Genomic DNA, 24,172 nt, shown 5'->3' on the forward strand with positions numbered 1-24,172 from the left:
ATTTCAGCGATACTATTAATAATAAGTTATTAAGATATGTTTAATGTCTGTTTGATATAATTTAACTATGAAATGTACGACTAGGTTTTATAAAAATGATAGTCTATTAACTTCTATTCCTATTACTTTTTACCACAAAAATAACTAAGCCAATCACTATTAATGACATAAGACCTATAACCCAATACAGTATCGTTGTTATACTTGAAGTAAAGTTATTACTAAATAAGGGCGCATCAAAATTACCACTATTTGCTTCGCTTTTTGGAATATAAATGTAATAGCCCAAAATTTGTTCTACCTCTTTAATTTTCGTGTAATATTCTTCAAAGTCTTCAGGTTTTACATAGCTGGTTTTATTTTTATATTCATAATTTATATATAGAATATCTTGTGTGGGGTTCATTTTAGATGTTATTGAAAAATCAAAACTCTTAGAATTTACACTACTGTTATCTTTAGAAATAGGCCATCTTCTTGGTAGCTTAACTGTAATCTGATGTTTTTTATGCGTTGGATAATATAAGGCAAATGGTGTTTCACGTTGTGTTTCGTTAGGTAAGATAAAAACATCCAATATACTGTATGGTGTAAATTCTACGGCTATATTTTTATCGTTTCCTACCATTGATTTCCATATATCATTGATTTTGTATGATTCTTCCACTAGTATTTCATTTGACAAGCTATCATCATCAAAAACAGGATCTTTTAAAGATTCAACTCCATCATAAAGATTGTCATAATAGCTTTTAAAATCTTTACGTAATGATGATATACTATTCGATTTATATCGTGACCTTATGATATCTGCTTCAGCTTCTTTATATACAGTCATAGTATTTAAAGTGCCAGGGCCACCTACTGTGGGTAAATTAAATGTATCAAACACCTCAACCAAATTTTCACTTTTAGTGGTAATCTGCTCTAAGGCTGTATTACCCTGTTTTATAACTAAAGCTTTTCCGTAATTTGTGAAGGGAACTGACTTATAATTTCCAGATTGATTGCTATTAGTGGGGTCATAAAACAAATTTGTATTTGTACTATCAATAACTTTAACCACTACATGATCAAATACTTTAGGAGAGGGTAAAAATTGATGAAGAGATTCGCCATATACTGTATTAATAAGTACAGGGTATGCCTTAATACCCATACTACGAAGCATGGTAACCATAAGCCAGCTTTTATCTTTACAATCTCCAAAACGTTGCTCTAATACTTTATTTGGAGAAAAAGGCTTATATGCCCCAATACCAGACTCTAAACCAAGATATCTAATATCATCTTGTACAAACTTAAGTGTCGCAAATATGCGCTCGCCTTCATATTCAGTACTGCTTTTTATTTTTTCAATTACATCTTTTAGTGTCTGCGATGGTTTAACGTTGTCTTGATATATGTTCAAGGCCCAGTCTACAACACTCTTCCAAGTTTCAAAATCGGTAACAAATAGGTTTTGGTAAGAAAGATACCAACTTGGTGTATTCTCTTCAAATTTCGGAGCTTTTGTTAACGTGGTTGTCCAATTATAGGTTGTATACCCTTTATATTTCCCTGTTTTTGGTGTAATGTCTGAATTTAGACTCTTATATTTTAAGTTCTTATTAGAGATTAAGTAATAATTAATTTTCCCTACAGGCTGAAAGTCGTTAAGTGCAGTACCTCCAGAAAAATGGTTTCCATGTATAGGGTTAAAACCTTTAATAGTATAGCTTACATCCACAATATCACCATTTCTTATATCAGCTAAATTAGCTATCGCATTAAGGCTACCGTCATAAATATAGCTTTCAGCATTAGATTCTTGTCGAATACTCTGAAAATCATTTACGTTAAGTTTATTAATGGTTTTTCCTTGCCTAATTACAGTAATACCATGTAGAAATAACTGTTGGTATGTAGGGTCGTAATTAATAGATATTGATGATCCATCTTGTACACCAACATTATCTGTTATTTTACGAACAAAACGAATATAACGTTCCTTTTTAGGGATATGAATTTGCTCATCACTAAGTAGCGTTAATAAGCCATAAGAAATCTCATCTAAATCAATTTCAGGAGTTTTATCATAAGATTGTTTTACAACCCATACTGGTGTATCACTTACTTTTATTTGTGCACAAAATACATTGAAACTAAAAAGAAATATTGTGGCAAAAAGATAGAAGTTATTGGCTTTAAGAATCATAATGATGGATTAAAAAACAAATAAACTAAAAATATTACGCAAATTTGGGTAGCATAACGTATATAATTTCACATGAACGATTTATTCACTTGTGCCTATATCAATAACTATGAAATTCATTAATTAGAATACTAATTCATTGTTATTACACGTTTTAATCATTTTATACTGTCTCTAATTTCCTGTTAAATTTATTATATTTACATGCATTACTTCATAATAAGTAGTGTTGTTCTTTCTAATATTTCACTATATAAATAATTTATAAATTACCTGTTATTGGGTATTCTTAGCCTGCAATAAAGAATATACATTGTAAAATAATTAATGTATAAACAAAAAGTAAATTATGGCTTGCGAAAAATTTATTGTAAAAGAGGTTTCTAAGAGCATGGTCGAAAGAATTATTAAAGCACTATTAAGAGCTGGTGCTTCTGTAAAAGGCGATAATCCTTGGGATATAATGTTAGAAGATAAAAATATAGTACTTATTGCTGATTGGTATGAGTCTACGAATACGCTAAGTATAAAAATTACTCGCAAACCATTTTTAGCCCCTTGTAGGGTGGTTGTAAATAGATTGAAAGAAGAAATAGAAAAATCTAAACTTCAAAATTTAGAAGATGATATCTTTGATTTTAATTTGAATATAGATGCTTAAAATATAAATTAATATGCAGTCTTTGTATTGGGTAGTTTCCGCTGTAATAGTATTAGCTGTACTGATTCTCTTTGCGTTAGAGATAATAGCTAAATTGAACAATGTTCCTAATGATAATGTTAATGAGTTAATTAGACAATGGGCTTATGATAAGTACTACTTTATTACGTTTTGTTTTGGTGTAATTTCTGGGCACCTTTTTCTAGGGATAACTTATAGGTGGTTTGATTGCCAAACTTTAGGAATAAATTTGGATTGTGGCATTTTTGATGTTCTTGTAATAGCAGTTTTAGTTTCAATTTTTCTTATTAGTGGATTGGTGTCTAAATTTAAAACTTCAAATGTGTTTTTTCATTTTTTGTTGCTAATCTGTGGGCTGTTTGCAGGTCACTTTATTTGGAGCATGAATATTTTCGTTTAAATAATTATCAATATGAAAAACCAAATAAATAGCTTAGTAAAAATAGCGAACAGTGAAGGCGCAAAGAAGTTCAAGAAAATTATCTTTTTTGTTTTTATTGCATTAGTAGTTTTAGATATTGTATTTGTTTCTTTTTCACAATTCCCAACTATTAGTAGAGTTATTTATAACTCATCGCCTAAGTTTATTGTGCTAATTTGGTTGTTTGGTTTATTTATTTCCAATGTGTTTTTACAACGAAAAGTATCAAATAATATAAATTTTGTTTGGAACTTAATCATACTTGTCATTATATCTGTTGGATTTATAATTATAGGAAACAAAATTATAATAAGTGATGATGTTAAATGTTCTAACTATCAAACTATTATAAAAAAGGTGGAAATTAAATATGTTACCAGAGTACTATGTCAAGAATTTGAGAGTGATTCTTTTCATTATGAAAATAGAGATTGCGAGACTCTTAACTGTAATAGTAAGGTAGGTTTTAAATTAGATTTAACAAATGAAATGAAACTATTAATACTTGTACTTGGAGTAATTGCAGGATATCTATTTTGGCCTAAAATAATAGAAACATAAGTAGCTTTACTATTACTTTTTTCCATCAAGATGTAAATTATAACTACTTAAAATTGAATATTTCCACAAAAATTTCATAATACTAGTGTTTTTACAATAAAAGCCTTATGCATTTTGTACAGTAAAGTTAGGCATATCATGGTATTTGATATACTATAAAATATAATCAATATTTTAGTAGAAAATTTGCTCTTTTGAAGACCATAATATTTGTTATAGTATTTCTTTGTCTACAATTAAAAATCAATGCACAGCAACTAGATTCGCTAATAACTGAGCTGGAGTCTACTATGAATATGCATCAAGATTATGATTTGCAAAAAGAAAAACAAATCAGAAACCTTCTTACTCATAGAAATGAGACTACAGATTTAGAAAAAATATACGCGTTTAATAACTCTCTTTTCAAGATCTATCAATTCTATAATTTTAATAATGCACTTAGATATATAGAAGGTAACATTCAAATTGCAAATCAATTAGAGAACTTATCATATATTAATGAATCGAAACTTAAATTAGGGCTATTACTCGTAAATACAGGTCGTTATAAAGAGTCAATTGATGCTTTGAATGAAGTGGTTAAAAAAACACTTCCTAATATCTTATTAGATAACTATTACATTGCTTTTAGTGAAGGGTATTCTGGTTTGGCCTTTAATACAACTGTTAACAGTAGTAAATTAAATTATACTCAATTATACTTAGCGTATCAAGACTCATTATACTCAAGGCTTAAATTAGATTCTGAAGAAGCTTTGAGAGTAAAAGAAAAGGAATTTAGAGATAATAGAAATCTTAAAATGGCGCTAGAGATAAATAACCAGCGCTTATCTAAAGTAAATGACGGTTCAAGACTATTTTCATTGATAACTTTTGAAAGATCATTGCTTTATGAATTAGAAGGTAATATTACTGAACAAAAAAAGTACTTAGTTCTATCTGCAATTTCTGATATTAAATCTTCAGTAAAGGATAATGCATCTTTAGGGACACTTGCAAAAATACTTTTTAAAGAAGGCGATATAGATCGTGCTCATCGTTATATTAATTTTTCCTATGATGATGCAGAATTTTATAATTCTAATTTACGTTTTGTAAATATTGCTAATAGTATGCCTTTAATAACAAAGGCTTATGAGGAAAAAACAGCTAAACAAAAAGAGCGTCTACAAGAACTGCTAATATTCATAAGTATACTTTCTGTATTTTTATTAGTTGCTGTCTATCTTATCTATAAGCAAGTTCAAAAAGTTTCATTAGCTAGAAATGAATTAAAAACAGCAAATGAAGATTTAAGAAAATTATATAAAGAACTTTCAGAAGTTGATAAAATAAAAGAACACTACATAGGTAATTTTTTAAACCTTTATTCAGAATACATCTCAAAATTAGATGTTTATAGAAAATTAGTAAGTAAATATGTAAACGCAAATCAGATGAATGCTTTACTAAAGCTTTCTAAATCTAAGCAATTAATTGATGAAGAATTAGAGATTTTTAATAAAAATTTTGATAGTTCATTTTTGCATATCTACCCAGACTTTGTTGATGCAGTTAACAAACTACTTAAGCAAGACAATCAAATACATCTTGAAGATAAGACCAAACTTAATACTGAATTACGGATTTTGGCATTAATAAAATTGGGAATAACAAGCAGTTCTAAAATTGCAAAAATCTTACGATATTCAGTAAATACAATTTACAACTATAGGGCGTCAATTAAAAGTATGTCAAAAGACAAAGCTTTGTTTGAGGATTTGATAAAAAAAATACAATAAGATTTACAACTCTGTTTTTTCTTACCTTTTTTAATATCTAATCCTTAAAAAAAGGTGCTATTTTTTATTATTTCCATACTTTAAATCCACTTTTTGGTTTCAATAATAAATTATTAAATAATTGATTATTAGTCAATTGTTGTGTTTTTGGGTTTTATTATATCCACTTTTTAAAGATTCCCTATTGTTATAAGTCTTATGTCAAAGTAAATTGCATCAAGAAAATTTTCAATCTAAACTTAACTAAATATTAATTTAAACTTAACTAAATAAATGATACAACAAAAGTGGTTAACGATTGCAGTACTTATTTTATTTACTTGTCATTTTGCAATAGCTCAAACCAATGTTTCAGGGCTAGTTGTAGATAAGGATGATATACCATTACCTGGCGTTTCAATAATTATTAAAGGAACAGCTACAGGAACTACAACAGATTTTGATGGTAATTATGCATTAAAAGAGGAGGTGACCAATTCTTCCATTCTTGTTTTTAGCTATTTGGGCTTTAAGACACAGGAAATACTTGTTAATGGACAAAGTGTTATTAATGTAAAATTAGAAGAGGATATTAGTACTCTAGATGAAGTAGTAGTAGTCGGTTATGGATCTCAACTTAAAAAAGATATTACAGGAGCAGTAGCCACTATTGACGGAGATAGTTTTGAATCTAGACCTAACACACAAGTGGGGTCGTTATTACAAGGGCAATCATCAGGAGTACAAGTTATCTCAAGTTCTGGTAAACCCTCCGCTGGTTTTAGTTTAAGAATTAGAGGTACCAATTCTATTAATGCTAGTAGTGAACCTTTGTATGTAGTAGATGGTGTACCTACAAATGATACTAGATCTATAAATCCAAGTGATATAGATACTATTACCGTTTTAAAAGATGCATCTTCTGCAGCTATTTATGGAGCTCAAGGTGCCAATGGTGTTGTTTTAATTACTACTAAAAGAGGAACAACATCTAAGCCTAAAGTTACTTTAGATGCCTATACTGGAGTATCTCAAGTTTGGAATACATTACCTGTATTGAATGGCGAACAGTATCGAGATTTAATGACAGAAATGGGTTTAACTACAGATTGGGATAGTTTTACAGCACGCACAGATTGGCAAGATGAAATATTTCAAAATGGATTTTCACAAAATTATCAAGCATCAGTTTCAGGAAAAGTAAATGGTACTAATTATTTTATCTCTGGAGGTTACCTGTCTCAAGAAGGAGCAGTTAGAAGTTCTGAGATAGAACGTAGTAATTTTAAGATTAATATAGATCAAGAAATAAACGATTGGCTAAAAGTAGGCACAAGAATAGCTTATACTATATATAGAGATGTTGATGTTAATGATAACAATAGTGTAAATCAAGGAGGCGTACTTTTAGGCGCTTTAACAACGCCATCTATCATAGGAGTTTTTAGTGATAATGGTATGTTTACAAGTAATCCATTTCAAAATTGGGAAAACCCATTAGCAAGTACAGATGGATTGGATAGAGAATTTAACGATCAACGTTTTTTAGGAAATATTTACTTAGAGGCTAAGTTTCTAAAAAATTTTAAATACCGTTTTAATTATGGTATAGATAATAGTCATGGTGTTTTTGATTCTTTTCTTGACCCTTTTAGAACCGGTTTTGGTGTTGCTATAGGTGGTCAAGGTATTAATAATACCAACAAAAAATCATATTACATTGTAGAGAATACAATAAGCTTTAATAAAAATTATAATAAACATAAAGTTGAAGCATTAGTAGGTTCTGTTGCGCAAAAATTTAGATTTGAGGATAGTAGTATACAAACTAGAAATTTTGCGAGTGATGCCATAACAACGCCTAGTGGTGGTGCAGAACTGTTTTCGGCATCAGCATTTAAATCAGAAAGAGCAAATACCTCGTTTTTAAGCAGAATAAATTATGGCTATGATGATAAGTATCTTGTAACTGCCAATTTTAGAGCTGATGGATCTAGTGTTTTTGGACCTGATAAACGTTGGGGGTATTTTCCATCATTTTCATTGGGGTGGCGTATGTCTAGAGAGAGTTTTATCAAAGACGACTCATTCATTAATGATTTAAAACTTAGAGCAGGATGGGGTATTGTAGGTAATGATAATATTGAAGCATACAGTTATCTAGGGCGTGTTGGTTCTGGTGCCAATTATCCTTTTGCAGGAGTAGTGCAACCTGGAACTTTTCCTGCGTCTATAGAAAATTTAGAGCTTAAATGGGAAGAGTCTGAGCAAACTAATATAGGTATTGACATTGCACTATTTAGTAGTAGAATAAGCTTAACTGCAGATGCATACATTAAAAAGACAAAAGATTTACTATTAAATGCACCGTTGCCAACAGCTACTGGTTTTGATAATGCCATAAGAAACATTGGTGTGATTGAAAACAGAGGATTAGAATTTGCGTTAAATACGGTTAATATTGATACAAAAAACTTATCCTGGAATACTGGATTTAATATTTCATTTAATCGTAATGAAGTTGTTGATTTAGTAGGTCAAGAATTACTTCAAGGTGGTATTACTGGAGGTAGAGGAGAAGCAAGTTTGGTAAGAGAAGGGGAACCTTTAGGATCACTTTACGGTTATATTTTTGGAGGTGTAGATCCAGCAACAGGAAATGCGTTTTACATTGATAGAAATGGAAGCTCTACGTTTACACCAAGTTCAGATGATAGAACTATAATAGGCGATGCCAACCCAGATTTTTATTATGGCGTTACAAATACTTTAAGTTATAAAGGGTTTGGTTTGTTTGTATTCTTGCAAGGTTCTCAAGGTAACGATATGCTAAATGTTACACGTATTGAAACCGAGGGCATGATAGACCCTAAAAATCAATCAATAGCAGTTTTAAACAGGTGGCGTAATCCTGGAGATATTACCAATATTCCAAGATCAAGCTTTGGGAATAGTGATAATTCAAGAGTGTCTACAAGGTTTATTGAAGATGCCTCATATTTAAGATTTAAAACCATCACTCTAAGCTATAATTTACCACAAAGTATTCTAGATAAGCTTGGTATATCAGCTTTAAAAATTTATGGAACAGGGGAGAATATCTTTACGATTACAAACTATTCTGGTTTCGACCCTGAAGTGAACGCTTTTGGCGGTAGCAATACGGTGCAAGGTATAGACTTTGGTACCTATCCACAAACCAGAAATTTAATATTTGGACTAAACGCAACATTTTAAAAAATATATCTATGAAACTATATAAAATTTTAACGATTCTATTTATTTCAATAACATGGCTTTCTTGTGATGATTATTTAGAATTGGAACCTATTTCTATAGAAACAAGTGGAAATGCTTATGAAACAGCTAGTCAAATAGAAGCTGCATTAGTTGGAGCTTACGAATCTTTTCAATCTTCAGAATATTATGTTTGGGATTATCTATTATTTCAAGATGTGAGATCTGATAACTGTTACGCAGGAGGAGACAATCCTGAAATTTTTCAATTAGATTTTCTTGATATTGCACCAACCCATTCCAGATTATTCAAGCATTGGTCAAATATTTATAATGCCATCTCTAAAGCTAATTTAGTATTAGAACGCGTAGATGGTATTAATGATCCTTTACTTACAGAAGAACGTAAAAACCAAATTAGAGGTGAAGCGCTCTTTTTAAGATCATACCATTATTTTACACTAGTAAAATTATGGGGAGGGGTACCTTTAATTACAAATACAATAACCTCAACAGAAGCTGATGCTATTAATATACCTCGTTCTACAGCAGAGGAAGTATATGCACAAATAACCTCAGATTTAGTTTTAGCAGCATCATTACTACCAGATGTTTATGGAAATGATGCAAGTATTAATAAAGGGAGAGCTACATCAGGTGCAGCTCATGCTCTGGCAGCTAAGGCCTATGCTCAGCAACCAATGCCAGATTATCAAGCTGTTTTAAACCATATTGAAGCTGTTGAGACGAGCGCAGCAAATTATCAACTTATCGACTACAATCAGTTATTTGATGGTAATAATTATAACAATGCAGAATCGATTATTGAAGTACAATATTTAGGAGGAAATGAAGGTAATTTTGGTCCACAGCTTTTGTTGCCACCATCAGTTAGTGGTGACACTTGGAGAAAATTTGTAACACCTTCGGTAGATCTAATTAATGCATTTGATGCTGAAGGCGATACGGTTAGAAAAAATGCAGCTATTTTATTTGAATCTGTACAATGGGTAGACGAATATTGGGGTAATAGCCAAGGTACATCAATTCCATTTAGTTATAAGTGGAAAAACGCTAGTGGTTTTGCAAGTGCAGATAATACATACCTAATACGTTATGGCGATATTGTTTTACTTAAGGCAGAAGCCTTAAATGCTACAAACCAACTTCAAGCAGCTATTACAGAGATAAACCTAATTAGGTCGAGGGCTGGATTACCAGATTTAACAGACGTTCAAAGTAGTTCACAACAGGTATTAAGAGAAACCATTCTTAAGGAGCGGCGATTAGAATTATTTCAAGAAGGTCAACGTTGGGATGATCTTGCCAGATATAATGTATTAGTCTCTACAATGAATGATGTTGTAGAAATAGATTTAAGAACTGGTAATCCAGTTAATTATAATATGACAGAGGCAAAAAAATTATTGCCAATTCCACAACAAGAGTTAGATAGAAATCCAGCTTTAGATCCAAATCCACTTTAAAAATCCAGCTATGATAACAAAGAATTTAAATACAATAAGAATTATAATGGCGTGTGTGGTGTTAGTAATAACATCTTGCCATCCAGACGGTAACTTGCAACCAGAAGGTCAATGGGAATTAAGCACACCAACAATATTAACACCATCTATAGAATCTGTAATAGTATTAGATGAAGACACACCTAATGAAACTATTACTTTTAGTTGGGAGGCTGCAGAATCATCAGAAGGATACGCAGTTACTTATGAAGTTTTAATAGATGAAATAGGTGCAGATTTCACGAGACCTCTTTTTAACTCAGAATCATCTAATAATGGTACAAATACTTCACTATCTATAAGTTATGAAGCATTAGACCAAGCATTAGCTTTCTCAGGTTTTCGAGCCAATGAAGAAGCGCAAATAACATTTGCTGTAAAAGCTAATAGCTTAAGCAAGTCGAGTCAAACAACTGCAAACTTAAATATCACACGTTTTGAAAGTGAAGCATTGCCACAATCACTTTACATTTCTGGAACAGCAACAGAAAATAATAATGATTTATCTCAAGCTATTGCTTTAAGACGCTTAACAGATAGTAATGGTGCATTATCAAATATCTATGAAGTTTATACAAGTCTTGTCGCAGGAGAAAGTTACAAGTTTTACAGTGAACGTTCACTACCTGCATTAGAGTTTGGTGGGAGTGATGGTAATATAGTATCATTTGGAGATGCAATAGTAGCTAATGATTCAGGTCAATTTAGAATAAGAGTAGATTTAGATAACAATACCTACGAACTATTTCAAATAAATTTTTGGAGTATGGTAGGTACACCAATCAATGGTGGTTGGGGAGGTGATGAACCTTTAGCTTATCAGGGCAATGGTGTTTGGAGAGCATCTATCAATCTGCTGGAAACAGGTGGGTTTGTGTTTAGAGCCAATGGAGATTGGGGCTATTTATTAAAACGAATAGTTGGTACACCAAATACACTTGTTTTGGAAAGTGATGCAGGTAACCAAGGGGTAACTTTTGAAGATATACCAAACAACCAAACGGGACAATATTTTGTAACTCTAGATCTATCAGCTGAAAACTATAATTATGCTTTTGAAATAGATGATACTGTTGTTGAACCCATAGACACACCATCACAATTATTTCTATTTGAAAATGGAACTATGATTGAAGAGTTATCTGCAAATGGGGATGTTTTTAGTTCTAGCAGGTTTATTCCTATGCAAGCTAGTAATAGCTATACTCTTAATAGTGCTATGGATGGTTCGGGCACTTCATACAGTGTTAATGATGTATTAGCCAACAGTGTAACTCCTGATGGCGATTTAGTAACTGATGCTATTACTTTGGTAGAAAGCAACACAACGTTTACAGTTGTTTCAGATAGAGCATTACGTTTCACTATAGATTTTAGTGCGCCAGAACTTACATGGTCTTACTACAACTTTAAATTATTTCACTGGCAAGTTTGGGATGATAGAGAAGAGTTACAGATGACGTACAGCCATCCAAATACATTTACAGTTACAGCCAATCTTACAGCAGGATCAGATAGTAAATTTATTAGTCCATGGGATTTTGATTTAGGTAGCGATAATCCAGCCTCATTAACAGGAAACCTTATTAATGGCGGAGGTGCAAACTTACTTAATATAGATACTGATGGCTCATATACAGTAACTATAGTATTAAATGATGATTACCAAACAGGAACCTACGAATTTGCTCAATAATACAAATTAAGACTCATGAAATTATTAAATATATACAATTTGAACTTTTATTTTATACTACTTCTTATAGTGACGTTACAGGCGTGTAATGATGATGAAATGCGAACTTACCCACCACCTGAAGTTGCAGATGTGAATGTAGATTTTTTTCTCACTTCTCCTGATGAAGCCAATCTACTAGCTGAGACAACTAATGGCCTATTTCCAATGGTCACAAACAACAATTTTACAATTACTGTTGATGAAGGTACAAGCTATCAAGAAATGGATGGTTTTGGATATTCATTAACAGGAGGTAGTGCTATGCTAATTAATAACATGTCATCTTCAGCTAGAGCAAATCTTTTAGAGGAACTTTTTGGAACAGGAGCAAACAGTATAAGTATTAGTTATTTAAGAGTAAGTATTGGTTCTTCTGATTTAGATGCAAACACGTTTAGTTATAACGATTTGCCAAGCGGACAAACTGATGTTAATCTAGATAATTTCTCTCTAAATCCAGATATGGCAAATCTAATTCCTGTACTAAAAGAAGTTTTAGCCATAAATCCTAATATTAAAATTTTGGCAACACCATGGTCTGCACCAACATGGATGAAAACTAATAATAATACAGTAGGAGGAGAGTTGTTACCACAATATTATGATACGTATGCAAATTATTTTGTGAAGTATGTAGAAGGAATGGCTGCTCAAGGTATCGTTATAGATGCTATTACAGTACAAAACGAACCAGAAAATCCATTTAATAACCCAAGCATGGTAATGAGCGCAGAACAACAAAAAGTCTTCATCAGAGATCATTTGGGACCATTATTTGCAACAGAAAACATAACAACGAAAATCATTCTTTTTGATCATAATCTTGATAATCCAGATTATCCTATTTCAATAATGAATGACGCCTCTGCTAAAACCTATGTAGATGGGTCAGCCTTTCATTTATACGCTGGTCAAATTAGTAACATGTCGCTTGTTCATAATGCACATCCTGACAAAAACCTGTATTTCACAGAGCAGTGGATACAAGCACCTGGAGATTTCTTTGGAGATATGCGTTGGCATGTTAGAGAACTCATGGTTGGTGCACCACGTAATTGGAGTAAAAATGTATTACAATGGAACTTGGCATCAGATCCTAATAGCGATCCACATACCAATGGCGGTTGTGAAGAATGTTTGGGTGCTGTTACAATAGATGGTAATTCTATCCAAAGAAACCCAGGGTACTACATTATAGCACATACTTCAAAATTTGTACCGCCCGGTTCTGTAAGAGTAGAATCTAGTGCCTCTTTTGAGTTTCCTAATGTAGCATACAAAACACCTGAGAATAAGATTGTAGTTCTTGTATTAAACAATTCAGACGTACAAAAATCATTAAACATTAACGTACAAACAGAGCCTATAACAGTAACGATACCAGCAGGTTCAGTAGCTACATTTATTTGGTAAAAAATAGTAGAAATGAATAAAAGAATCTTATACCTCCTTTTCATAGTATCCGCTTTTTTTGCGTGTAAGCAAAAAGAAAATTCTAGAGACTTAGCTATGAATTATGAAAGTAAAGTAAAAGAAAGTACAAGCCTATTAGGTAAACAAGTGCGTGTTTATACTACGGCAGAACATACCGATAAAAGATTGTCTTTAGACATTCAGAAAACGTTTAAGGAAGCAAAACAACCATTAGAAACTGAAGTAGCCATTTTTGTTAATCCAGAAAAGCAATTTCAAGAATTTCTAGGAATAGGAGGAGCTATTACAGATGCGGCAGCAGAAGTATTTTCAAAATTAAGTGAAGACAAGCAAGAGGAGTTCCTAAACGCCTACTTCTCTGATGAAGGTATCAACTATAACGTTATAAGAACCAGTATCCACAGTAGCGATTTTGGTTTAGGTAGCCATACTTATATAGAAGAAGGAGATATGGAGCTTAAAACATTTTCCATTGCGAAAGACAAGGAAAAGCGTATACCTATGATTAAACGAGCCCAAGCTCTTGTAAATGATGATTTGGTGTTTTATGCAAGTCCGTGGAGTCCACCAGCATTTATGAAAACTAATAAACACATGCTTCAGGGCGGTAAGTTGTTGCCAGAGTACTATCAAGCTTGGGCTAATTATTTTGTAAAGTTTATAGAGGCCTATGAAGCAGAAGGCATTCCAGTTTGGGGCGTAACTATTCAAAATGAACCTATGGCAACACAACGTTGGGAATCTTGTATATATACAGCCGAAGAAGAACGAGATTTTTTAAAGTACAATTTAGGGCCAACATTTGAAAAAAATGGTTTAGGAGATAAAAACATTGTAGTGTGGGACCATAATAGAGATTTAATATCACATAGAGCCAATACTATTTTTGAAGACCCAGAAGCTATGAAATACGCTTGGGGAATAGGGTTTCACTGGTATGAAACTTGGACAGGAGGTGATCCAAAATACGATAATCTTAAAAACATTAAAGCGTCTTTCCCATCTAAAAATTTATTGTTCACAGAAGGATGTCAAGAAAAATTTGATGCCACGCAGTATGAGCGTTGGTCTAATGCAGAACGTTATGGTAATTCCATGATTAACGATTTTAATAGTGGTACTGTTGGTTGGACCGATTGGAATATTTTGTTAAATGAAAATGGTGGTCCAAATCATGTTAAGAACTTCTGTTTTGCGCCTATACATGCAGATACAAAAACTAACACGCTTATATATACACCTACCTATTACTACATCGGGCACTTTTCAAAGTTTATAAAGCCTAAAGCAAAACGCATCAGTACTACAATGAGTAGAAGTACGATTGAAAGTACCTCGTTTCAAAATCCAGAAGGAGAAATTGTTACTGTGGTAATGAATAAAACAGACCAACCTATTGATTATAAATTAATAGTAAGCGATTATCAAATCGATTATAAAATAATGCCCCATGCAATGCAAACAATAATTTATTAACTAAAATTTTAAGACAATGAAAAAAAATTACATTTTAAGCTTTGCTATAGCTATGCTTATATCAGTACAAGCATTTGCACAAGTAGATGTAACTATTAGAGTAGACATGGCAGGACAGTCTGTAAGCGCTAATGGAATACATGTGGTGGGCACAATTAACGGTTGGACTCCAGACGCTACAATGTTAACTCAAGAAGGAGCAACGAGTATTTATGCTGTAACTATTCAGTTAAATCAAGGATGGCACCGATACAAATTCTTAAATGGAAATGCATGGGGTACAGAGGAGCAAGCTGGGTACCCTTGCGCACCTTCAAATGGAGACAGATTCTTGTACATCAATAATTCTGGTATGGCTGTAGTTTTAGAACCTGTACCTTTTAATGGTTGTAACGCTTCAGGAACAAGTTTTGAGGTAACATTAAATGTAGATATGTCTAGTGAAGGTACCATTGCAGCAGGTAATGTACATGTAGCGGGTTGGTTAACCGATTGGAATGCAGAAGTGTTATCACTGCCAAATGCTTCAGGAGATATACATAGTGGTGTTTTAAGACTTCCTACACCATCAGATTATCCTATCGAATTGGAATATAAGTATTTAAGTGCTTCAGGATGGGGTAATGATGAAACGCCAGGGCCAGAAGCTACCTGTGCTACAGTTACTGGTACAAATAGGCTAGTTACCGTTAATAGTTCAGGTGAGAATCTTTTAGATGTATTTAATGCCTGTAATTATTCAACATTAAATACTAAAGATTTTAATGTTAACTCGCTAAACTTGTTATACAATCAACTAGATAGATCAGTAAAACTTTTAAGTGATGGATTTAATAGTAAAATTTCAGAAGTTCAAATCTTTGATGTAACAGGTAAATCCATAAAAACGATCCAAGAGATTATTTCAATTAAAGACACAGTAATTGATTTTCAAAATCTTACCAATGGTCTTTATTTTGTGAGAATTTCAAGTGAAGGTAAACAGTTAGTTAAGAAAGTGATGGTGCATTAATGAGTAAGTTAAATTTGTACACTATAACACCACGTCCAATAAAAATATTTTATTGGACGTTTTTTTTTAAATTATGTTCTAAGCAATAGACTAGTAGTTTTTTTAAGGTTTAAACCGAAAATATAAGTTTCTGTTTTATAAATACTTAAAGACGATTATTAATTACTGTTATGAGAAGATAAGTTATAATATTTTTTTGAAAACATAAATTTAGATTATATAAATCATTAAAAATATAAATAATAATATATGATTTTTGTTTCGTAATTTTAATTTAAAATAAAATAGTTATGAAAACAAAAGTTATATTCTTAGTTACCACAATTCTACTTTTTACAAGTTGCGCAGTTATTAGGCCTGGTGAGGCAGGTGTAAAACAAACATTAGGTAAATTATCCAATCAAGTTGTTACTCAGGGTACCATCTTCTACAATCCTTTTAATAGTAAAGTGATAAAAGAATCTACTCAAACTAACAACATAAAACTTATCTTAAATCTACCAAGTAAAGAAGGGTTAAGTGTAAAATCTGAAATTTCAATTCTGTATCGTTTAGAACAAGAAAAAATCCCATCAGTTTTAGAAAACTTAGGTAGAGATTATGAATCTATTATCACTAGTGTATTTAGGTCTGCATCTTCTGATGTTTGTGCTCAGTTTTTTGCAAAAGATATGCATTCAGGTATGCGTGCAAATATAGAAGAAGAAATCAAGCAGAAAATGATGATAAATTTAGAAAAACAAGCTGATGGCATAGAACTTATTGCGGTATTAATGAAAAGTATTCAGTTGCCTAGTGGTCTTGCTAGTTCTATAGAGCGCAAATTACAAGCAGAACAAGATGCAATGCGTATGGAGTTTGTAATACAACAGGAAAAATTAGAAGCAGAACGAAAAATAATTAATGCAAAAGGAGAAAGAGATGCTCAAAAGATTTTATCAGAAGGTTTAACGCAAGAGATAATTAAAATACGAAGTATTGAAGCTTTTAATAAATTATCTAAATCGCCTAATAGCAAAATTATAATTACCGATGGTAAAACACCATTTTTAATTGAAACTGATGAATAAGTAAGTTAATTTTTAAATCATAAAAATCATGAAGTTAATAGAAAAAGCACTAGAGTTCGAAAAGAGAAGCATGTCTAGAATGACTACTAGCGATAGGGTGTTAGCATCACGAGAAGCTAAAGCAATAGTATTAGCTATTAATACTATTTATAAGAAAACAAAAGATCCTAAACTAATGGATATTATGAAATTGGTAACCATTAAAAAACGCAAAATTGACAAGCGTCTTAAAGGTTTTTCTCTAAGTTCTGCAGTTTAGAGCAGCAGTATTAGTTTAATAGTTTGGTTAGTTAGTTAAGCCGAACAATCTCTGTAAAATAAGAGGTTGTTCGGCTTTTGTTTTTATACATTATTGTATCCATACGTTTTATAACAGTGTAAAAAAAAGGAAAAACCCTACTATAAAAAGGTTAAAAATCCTATTAATTTAAAATTGGTCTCTATTTAATTTAGCTAACGAAAAGAATCACTAATAGTAATCATCTTTTATTGATTTTTTTAAATTAACAACTAGTTGTACAGGTAAAATCCGAAAGCCTTTAATAAGTAGGACGTATAGCCGAATGCGTTAATGTAGGTACAAATATTTAATTAAAATCATGGATGCAAAGCAATTCAATCAATTATTAAAAGAAGTAAAAGGAGATCCAAAACTTTTACATTCACTAATCTTCGAAACAGAAAAAGCTATTGATAAGTTAGAGTTTTTAGATAGGAAAACCAAAGCTTCAATACTAGCACTGGATCCCGAGGAGTTTATTGGGGTAATTACTGGAGACATTGGTACCGCAGCTGGCTGTGATGTAACCTGTACAAGTAGTTGTGGGGTTACATGTAACCAAAGTTGTGGTTACACCACGAACTTAGTTAATCCTGGAGATTTTAGAACTCTTGCTTTAAACAACAGAAGACTTTTGTTTTAATCTTTTTAACCTAATGCCCAGCCTTAAATAAGGCTGGGCATTTTTAATTAAAATAATAATGGAAACATATAAAAACATCTTAGAGAAACATCATATAGATTTTGAAGAAAAACAACCATGGCTTATTTGCGGAAAAACTAACTTAGTTCAAGGGTGGAAATTACATGTTTCTACAACACCAAATAAGATTCATCAATTATTTACTATCATTTGTCCGTATTTAAAACAAAATAAAATTGCTTTTAAAATCATCGCTAATAAACAGTTGTGTATACAGCTAAACGATGGCGATTTAGGGGTGACACAAATAGGTAAGACTATGACTATTTACCCAGAAAACGAAACAGTTGCAAAACAAATAATTACTTACATAAAGCAGAGAACCGATTTTAAATTTACAGGTCCAAAGATCTCCACAGACATTAGGCTAGGTAGCATTCTTTATACTAGGTATGGTGGTTATAACCCTATTATTGAATATGATAGATTTGGGCGTAAAAAATTAATGATTTATGACCCCTATAACAATCTTATAGAAGACAACTATACAAGTCATTTAGATTTAAAATATTATAAGTTTCCATTTAATGAATTTAAATATGAGATACCTCAAGAAGAGAGAAGCAAACTTTTATTCAATCAATATTTAATATTAGATGTATTAAAGTCCCATCCGAAAGGACAAGTCTTTAGAGGGATTGATATTTCAAATAAAGAAAACATTAAACCTGTAGTTATAAAACAAGCAGTAGCCAATATATTTTGTGATGAAGATAGTGATAGAGACATCATTAACAGGTTGAATTCCCAATTTCAACTTTCAAAGAAAATAAAAAATATAAATATTCCTACACCATATGATTTAAAAAAGTATAAAGAAAATCATTATCTCATAACCGAATATATAGATGGTGGTAATTTAGAGCATAAAGTATTTGAACTTTTAAGCACTTCAACATTTAAAGCATCTAAACTACAAACTAAAAAACTATTAATAAACTACGCTATTCAATTAATAGAAGAAGTTATAAGATTACACGATCAAGGTATAGTGCACAGGGATTTATCAGCAAGTAATATATTAGTTTCAAAAAACGACTTTATATATTTATCAGATTTTGAATTAGCTTACGATCTAAATAACTCTTCAGAACATCCGTTTAAAGGAGGTACAGATGGGTTCATGTCTTTAGAGCAAAAAGAAAATATGGAGCCTAAATTTGAAGATGACATTTATTCTGTTGGTGCAATAATTACTTTAATTTTTACGGGCTTAGACCCTAGGCGTGTACTAAAAGGTACTTTAAGTCAAATTAAAAAGCGGTTGTTACATTTAGCAGGAGGAGATATTGAAATTGTTCTAGATGATTTATTAAACTGTTTTAAACCGAGCAATGATAGACCATCTCTAGCCTATTTAAAATCAAAGTTTAAACAGATTAAGTTTAAGGAAGTATCTAATAAAAAAAGTTCGTTTTCAATTACAAAGCAAGAATTAACAACATCAATAAATAATTGTATCAGTTCCATAGCGCATACTGTCTATACTTTGGATGATTTATGGTTTTCAGAAACTATAGATAAAAGCAATCACGAACAAAACAACAAAGCTTCAAATAAAACATTTTATGGTTCTTTAAACAGGGGAATTAGTGGTGTGTTATATGTTATGGCGCATGCTAAAATATCTGGTTTTGATATAACATCAAACTCAAAAATCATTGATAAATCCATATCATATTTAAAAAATAATTATGATGTTAACATTAATAAAAATTTATTGCCTGGTCTTCACTTTGGCACAGCCGGTATTGCGGTATCTATAGCATATTGTATTTCATCTGGAATATTGCCAAGAAACAACGAAAACTTAGATTTTATAAAGAAAAGTCTCATACGAGATTTAGATTGGAGTGATTATACACATGGTGCTGCAGGTCAAGGCATGGCATGTTTAAAGGTTATGGAATTAATTGGGTTTGATAAAGATGTTGAGATGTTTTTACAAAAATGTTACGGCTACCTAAAAACTAAACAGGAAGCACAAGGCTATTGGGTAATAGAGGAGGGGGTTGATGGTATTAGCGGAGAAACTATGTGTGGTTTTGCTCATGGAGTAGCAGGAATAGCAAATTTTGTCTTGTCATATTATAAGTATAGTCAAAATATAGAGGCTTTAGTATGTGCCGAAAAAGCGGCAGAATGGCTTTACAAGAATAAAATTGACAAAGAGACATATTACGAGTGGACGTTTAGTGAAACTAATCAAGAAATATGGAATTGGTGGTGCCATGGCGCTACAGGTATCGCTATTTTCTTTTTAAACATTTATGATATTACAAAGAAGGAAAAATATTTAAACGTCATAACAAAATCTTTAAATGCGGTAAATAATAAACCCAATTTTCCTAATTTAAGTTTATGCCATGGTTTAAGTGGTATTGGGGAAATTTTGCTTCATGCTTATGGCATTACTAATAATAGAAGTTACCCAGATCGCATAAATTGGGTCTTAGGTGTTTTACTAAATTCATTTATTAAAGAAAATAACAGTATGTATTGGTTAACTGAAAACCCTGATTATCCTACTGCTGATTTTTTTGTTGGCAATGGCGGTATACTTTATTTTTTAATTGATTACTACAATATGTTTTACCAAAATAGAGATGCTAGATTTCCTATTACTTAAATAGTAATGTGAGTTTGTGTCTTTTTTTTCTTTATAAGAAATCAGAGAGTATTTTAGTTTTTTTTTAAGTAATCAAAAACGTTGACTTGAATTTGTGCCATAAAAAGTCTAGTAAAACCTTTAAACTAGAATTATAGCGACAGTTTAAAACAAAAGTATCTATAGATTTATTAAATAAAATTTTTATAATTTACTAATCGTTAGATTTGAAAAACTGCTTTAGTTTTAAACTTGTGATAGTTAGTCTATTATAATATTTTTTATTCAATTTAGAGGCTTTTTTATAATGTTTTAAGGCTTTTTCATATTCCATGGTTATATCATAAAGATTATACAACCCCATATGGGCATAAAAATAATCTTTGTTATGCTTTAAAGCGTCTAAATAATACTTTTCAGCTTCTACATATTTATTTGTCATTATGTTAGATAAACCATAATTAGTTAAATAAACAGCTTTATCAGTCTTTGATATATTACGTATTGATAAAGCTTTACGAAAATATATCATTGCTTCATCATAATTTTTGTATTCATTTAAAAAAAGCAAACCTAGCGAATTATATAAACTAGCATCATTAGGCGAATTACTTATTGCAATTCTATAATTCTCTTCAGCTTTAGCATTATCTTTATAATTATACATGTATATATCGCCAAGATGGCTATATGCATAAGAGCTTGTTCCATCTAGTTCTATAGCCTTAATATAAAAAGACTTTGCTTTTGTATAATTTTTAAAATGATACTGGTATAATCTTCCATAAGAATTATATAGATAAGAAGAATTACTGTATATTTTTTTTGCTTTGTCTAGATAGTATATAGCACTATCACCATTATTATTGTATTTACTTTCTAAATACGATAAATTAGTATATGAACTCAAATAAAGAGAATCTACTTTAATGGCCTTTAAATATTGTTTTTTTGCCTTGGTATAATCCTTAAAATGACTATTTGAATACAAGTCTCCTAAGCTGTTGTAAAGTGATGGGTTTTGCTTATCTAGTTCAATAGCTTTTAAGAGTAATTTTTCACTATTATCAAATTTTTCAAAATAGTCATTTGCGTATAATTTTGCCAAACTACTATACAAATAAGAATTATCACTTAGTTTTAATGCTAGTCTATAAAATTTTTCAGCTTTATCATAATTACCATTTTCTTCAAACTCGTAAGCAATATTACTTAATGTTGAAGGTTTTCTTTCTAGTCCATTAACGTTTTTATATAATTCTATTGTTAAGTCTTTATCATTGGTATGTTGACTCGAAAAGATTGCTAATTCAGTGAATGAAAAAAAAGCAATATTCTCTATTTCTATAAGATTACTAAACTTATCAATATTATATCCACTGAAGTGGAATAAACACGTTAGTTTTGCCAGATTTATTTCCCGTTTTAATGGAGAATCATTGATTTGTTGAATACTATTTAAATATTCTAAGGCTTTACTGTAGTTATTGGATCTTAACTCTTTTATACTAAAAGTCCAAAACAAAATATCATCTACATCCTGTTGAAGATAACCTTGACTTACGTCTGAAATACCAGTAAAATTGACAAAATCAGATTTTCCTTTTTCGTTCATTCTTTTGGTAACCTTATTCAATAAAAGGTAGCACAATCGTGCTTTTTCGTTTTTTATGTCTTGATCGCCGAAAATTACAATGTCAGCATTAAATTCTTTTCCAATTTTTTCTGCTTCCTCATGCGTTCTCGCATATTTATAATCTATAAACTTTACTGCGATATTAAGTTCTTTTTCATGTTTTAATTCAATAAATCTATTTTTTAGAAAGAATTCTAAATTATCGTCATCATGAACATCTTTTTTAAAAGGTAGAATTAATATTTTAAACTGATCTTGAATCTTATTGAAGGGCGTACTAGTGTCAAAACGCAAAGATTCTTCATTATTTAACTTATAGTCAGGATTATTAATTAAAAAGATAAGAAGTGAACTTAAAAGTAAAATTAAAACAATTAAAAATGTTGAAATAGCAAATTGGGTTTTACTTCGCTGAGAAATGATTTCCTTTAGTTTAATTAATTTATCATCATCATCATTGATGTCATTTAGTTTTTCTTTTATACCGGGTTTTTCAGATAATTCATAAATCCTTTTATCATCCTCTTTTAATCTTTTATTAATTACACCTTTGGTAAATAGAATAATAGCATTAATGATAGCAATTATATTAGCTATTAATGTTGAAAGTACTAGTATGTTAGATGATTCGCTAATCATTAAAAAAGGGCCCTTTTTTATAGCTAAACCTAGTTTTGTCTATAGGAATTATTATTTCACTCAATATTTTTGAAGTCCATTTGTTATGCCATATATCGACATGATATTTATTGATAAGATCTAAGCTATCCATATATAAATCATTCAATAGATATTTAGTTTTAGTAGATTCTATCCCTAGAATAATCTTTCCAAACTTCAATATTGCAGGATCGTTATTTAAGTTATTCATTAAATACTTTAGCGTCCAATAAGAGCATTCAACAAAATATTCCTCTACATAGTAATAGTTTTCATAACTATTTATTTGATTAGTATATTGATTTACGTCCAATGGTTTTACTTCATCATGTATTAATGTTTTAAAATTGGTATACGCAAGTATAAGATCTTTTAGGCTTTCATTATAGTAGCGGTTTTTTTTACTTGACTTTAAAACAGCTCTATTCATTAGAGCTAAACTAAACCAATCTCTATCTTTATTATCTACTATTGGTATATGCTTCCATATATTAATTGCATCAGTGTAGTACTTGATTGCATTAGCAATTCTTCCTTGTTCATGATATTGAACTGCAATTTTATAGTTTAATATTTGTGATGCTTCATTTGGTTGTAAATCAAAATCTGTTTTTTTTATAAACAGTACATTACTTTCTTTTGATAACGCCCATTCTGGAAGGTATAAATCTCTTTCTAAAATAAAATAATCCTTATATTCTTTATATTCTTGCCATATTAACCAAAAACAAAATACATGTAATACGAAAGTGCTTATTTTATGCTCGTAAGGTAATACGAATATTAAAATTGTATCTAAAAAATATATTATTAAAGTTAGTTTGTAAGCCCACAATTCTCTTTTTTTCGCTCTAATTGCCAAATAAATAAAAAAGCATATAATAAGGCCATTAATAAATAAGCCAATAATTATCATAATAGTTGGTGCATTATTTATAAGTTCATCAATTACAGTACAAACATTTAATGCTAGACCAACAAACCTCAATTGGTCAAATTGGCTTAAAATTGAATTTAAGGCTGTGTAAAAGGCAATAAAGTACATAATATTATCCGTGTGAAGCGCTGTTTTTCTTGCTTCAAAAAGTTTTTCAGCCTTTTCAAAATTTAAGTACCGTATTCTTTCCATACAAATAATTTTTCATTTTAACACTTTAATACTGCTAAA

At 30.8% G+C, this 24,172-nt stretch carries 17 protein-coding genes; 14 read left to right on the top strand and 3 right to left on the bottom strand.

Features of this window, described 5'->3' with window-relative positions; genetic code table 11:
- Positions 1 to 106: 106 nt before the first annotated feature.
- On the bottom strand, positions 107 to 2,197 hold the full coding sequence (locus tag EYD46_RS05540) for a DUF3857 domain-containing transglutaminase family protein (RefSeq protein ID WP_130936065.1): 2,091 nt from the start codon (positions 2,195 to 2,197) through the stop codon (positions 107 to 109).
- A 349-nt stretch (positions 2,198 to 2,546) separates the two neighbouring features.
- Here EYD46_RS05540 and EYD46_RS05545 point away from each other — a divergent pair, with 349 nt between their 5' ends.
- From EYD46_RS05545 to EYD46_RS05610, 14 genes are all read left to right on the top strand, one after another.
- Positions 2,547 to 2,858 carry a hypothetical protein gene (locus tag EYD46_RS05545; RefSeq protein ID WP_130936066.1) on the top strand — a complete coding sequence of 104 codons (312 nt, stop codon included), beginning with the start codon at positions 2,547 to 2,549 and terminating at the stop codon, positions 2,856 to 2,858.
- A 13-nt stretch (positions 2,859 to 2,871) separates the two neighbouring features.
- The gene (locus EYD46_RS05550; protein WP_130936067.1) at positions 2,872 to 3,279 is read left to right on the top strand and encodes a hypothetical protein; all 408 of its coding nucleotides are present in this window, start codon (positions 2,872 to 2,874) and stop codon (positions 3,277 to 3,279) included.
- A gap of 12 nt (positions 3,280 to 3,291) precedes the next feature.
- Positions 3,292 to 3,861: a hypothetical protein gene (locus tag EYD46_RS05555; protein ID WP_130936068.1), complete on the top strand. Its 570-nt coding sequence runs from the start codon at positions 3,292 to 3,294 to the stop codon at positions 3,859 to 3,861.
- A gap of 194 nt (positions 3,862 to 4,055) precedes the next feature.
- A complete protein-coding gene (locus EYD46_RS05560; RefSeq protein ID WP_130936069.1) occupies positions 4,056 to 5,645 on the top strand; it encodes a DUF6377 domain-containing protein in 1,590 nt (529 codons plus the stop codon).
- A 273-nt stretch (positions 5,646 to 5,918) separates the two neighbouring features.
- Positions 5,919 to 8,861, top strand: a complete 2,943-nt coding sequence (locus EYD46_RS05565; protein WP_130936070.1) for a SusC/RagA family TonB-linked outer membrane protein — start codon at positions 5,919 to 5,921, stop codon at positions 8,859 to 8,861.
- A gap of 11 nt (positions 8,862 to 8,872) precedes the next feature.
- Positions 8,873 to 10,348, top strand: a complete 1,476-nt coding sequence (locus tag EYD46_RS05570) for a RagB/SusD family nutrient uptake outer membrane protein (protein ID WP_130936071.1) — start codon at positions 8,873 to 8,875, stop codon at positions 10,346 to 10,348.
- A gap of 10 nt (positions 10,349 to 10,358) precedes the next feature.
- Positions 10,359 to 12,083 (top strand): SusE domain-containing protein, encoded by a 1,725-nt coding sequence (locus EYD46_RS05575; RefSeq protein ID WP_130936072.1) that lies wholly within the window; start codon positions 10,359 to 10,361, stop codon positions 12,081 to 12,083.
- 15 nt (positions 12,084 to 12,098) lie between these two features.
- On the top strand, positions 12,099 to 13,538 hold the full coding sequence (locus EYD46_RS05580) for a glycoside hydrolase family 30 protein (protein WP_229731271.1): 1,440 nt from the start codon (positions 12,099 to 12,101) through the stop codon (positions 13,536 to 13,538).
- A 12-nt stretch (positions 13,539 to 13,550) separates the two neighbouring features.
- Positions 13,551 to 15,035, top strand: coding sequence for a glycoside hydrolase family 30 protein (locus EYD46_RS05585; RefSeq protein WP_130936073.1), 1,485 nt, complete (start codon positions 13,551 to 13,553; stop codon positions 15,033 to 15,035).
- A 16-nt stretch (positions 15,036 to 15,051) separates the two neighbouring features.
- Complete coding sequence (locus EYD46_RS05590) at positions 15,052 to 16,047, top strand: T9SS type A sorting domain-containing protein (protein WP_130936074.1); 996 nt, start codon at positions 15,052 to 15,054, stop codon at positions 16,045 to 16,047.
- A gap of 290 nt (positions 16,048 to 16,337) precedes the next feature.
- A complete protein-coding gene (locus tag EYD46_RS05595; protein ID WP_130936075.1) occupies positions 16,338 to 17,117 on the top strand; it encodes a prohibitin family protein in 780 nt (259 codons plus the stop codon).
- Positions 17,118 to 17,145: 28 nt separating this feature from the next.
- Positions 17,146 to 17,376 carry a hypothetical protein gene (locus EYD46_RS05600; RefSeq protein WP_130936076.1) on the top strand — a complete coding sequence of 77 codons (231 nt, stop codon included), beginning with the start codon at positions 17,146 to 17,148 and terminating at the stop codon, positions 17,374 to 17,376.
- A 340-nt stretch (positions 17,377 to 17,716) separates the two neighbouring features.
- Positions 17,717 to 18,040 carry a hypothetical protein gene (locus tag EYD46_RS05605; protein ID WP_130936077.1) on the top strand — a complete coding sequence of 108 codons (324 nt, stop codon included), beginning with the start codon at positions 17,717 to 17,719 and terminating at the stop codon, positions 18,038 to 18,040.
- Positions 18,041 to 18,098: 58 nt separating this feature from the next.
- A complete protein-coding gene (locus tag EYD46_RS05610; protein ID WP_130936078.1) occupies positions 18,099 to 20,729 on the top strand; it encodes a lanthionine synthetase LanC family protein in 2,631 nt (876 codons plus the stop codon).
- Between the two features lie 193 nt (positions 20,730 to 20,922).
- On the opposite strand, the gene EYD46_RS05615 is transcribed toward EYD46_RS05610, so the two are convergent.
- Both EYD46_RS05615 and EYD46_RS05620 read right to left on the bottom strand, forming a co-directional pair.
- The gene (locus EYD46_RS05615) at positions 20,923 to 22,983 is read right to left on the bottom strand and encodes a tetratricopeptide repeat protein (protein ID WP_130936079.1); all 2,061 of its coding nucleotides are present in this window, start codon (positions 22,981 to 22,983) and stop codon (positions 20,923 to 20,925) included.
- Entirely contained in the window at positions 22,976 to 24,133 is a 1,158-nt protein-coding gene (locus EYD46_RS05620) for a hypothetical protein (protein ID WP_130936080.1), read from the bottom strand. Before EYD46_RS05620 ends, EYD46_RS05615 begins: the two co-directional genes overlap by 8 nt.
- Positions 24,134 to 24,172: the final 39 nt, after the last annotated feature.

It is taken from the genome of Hyunsoonleella pacifica (assembly GCF_004310335.1).
Lineage (GTDB): Bacteria > Bacteroidota > Bacteroidia > Flavobacteriales > Flavobacteriaceae > Jejuia > Jejuia pacifica.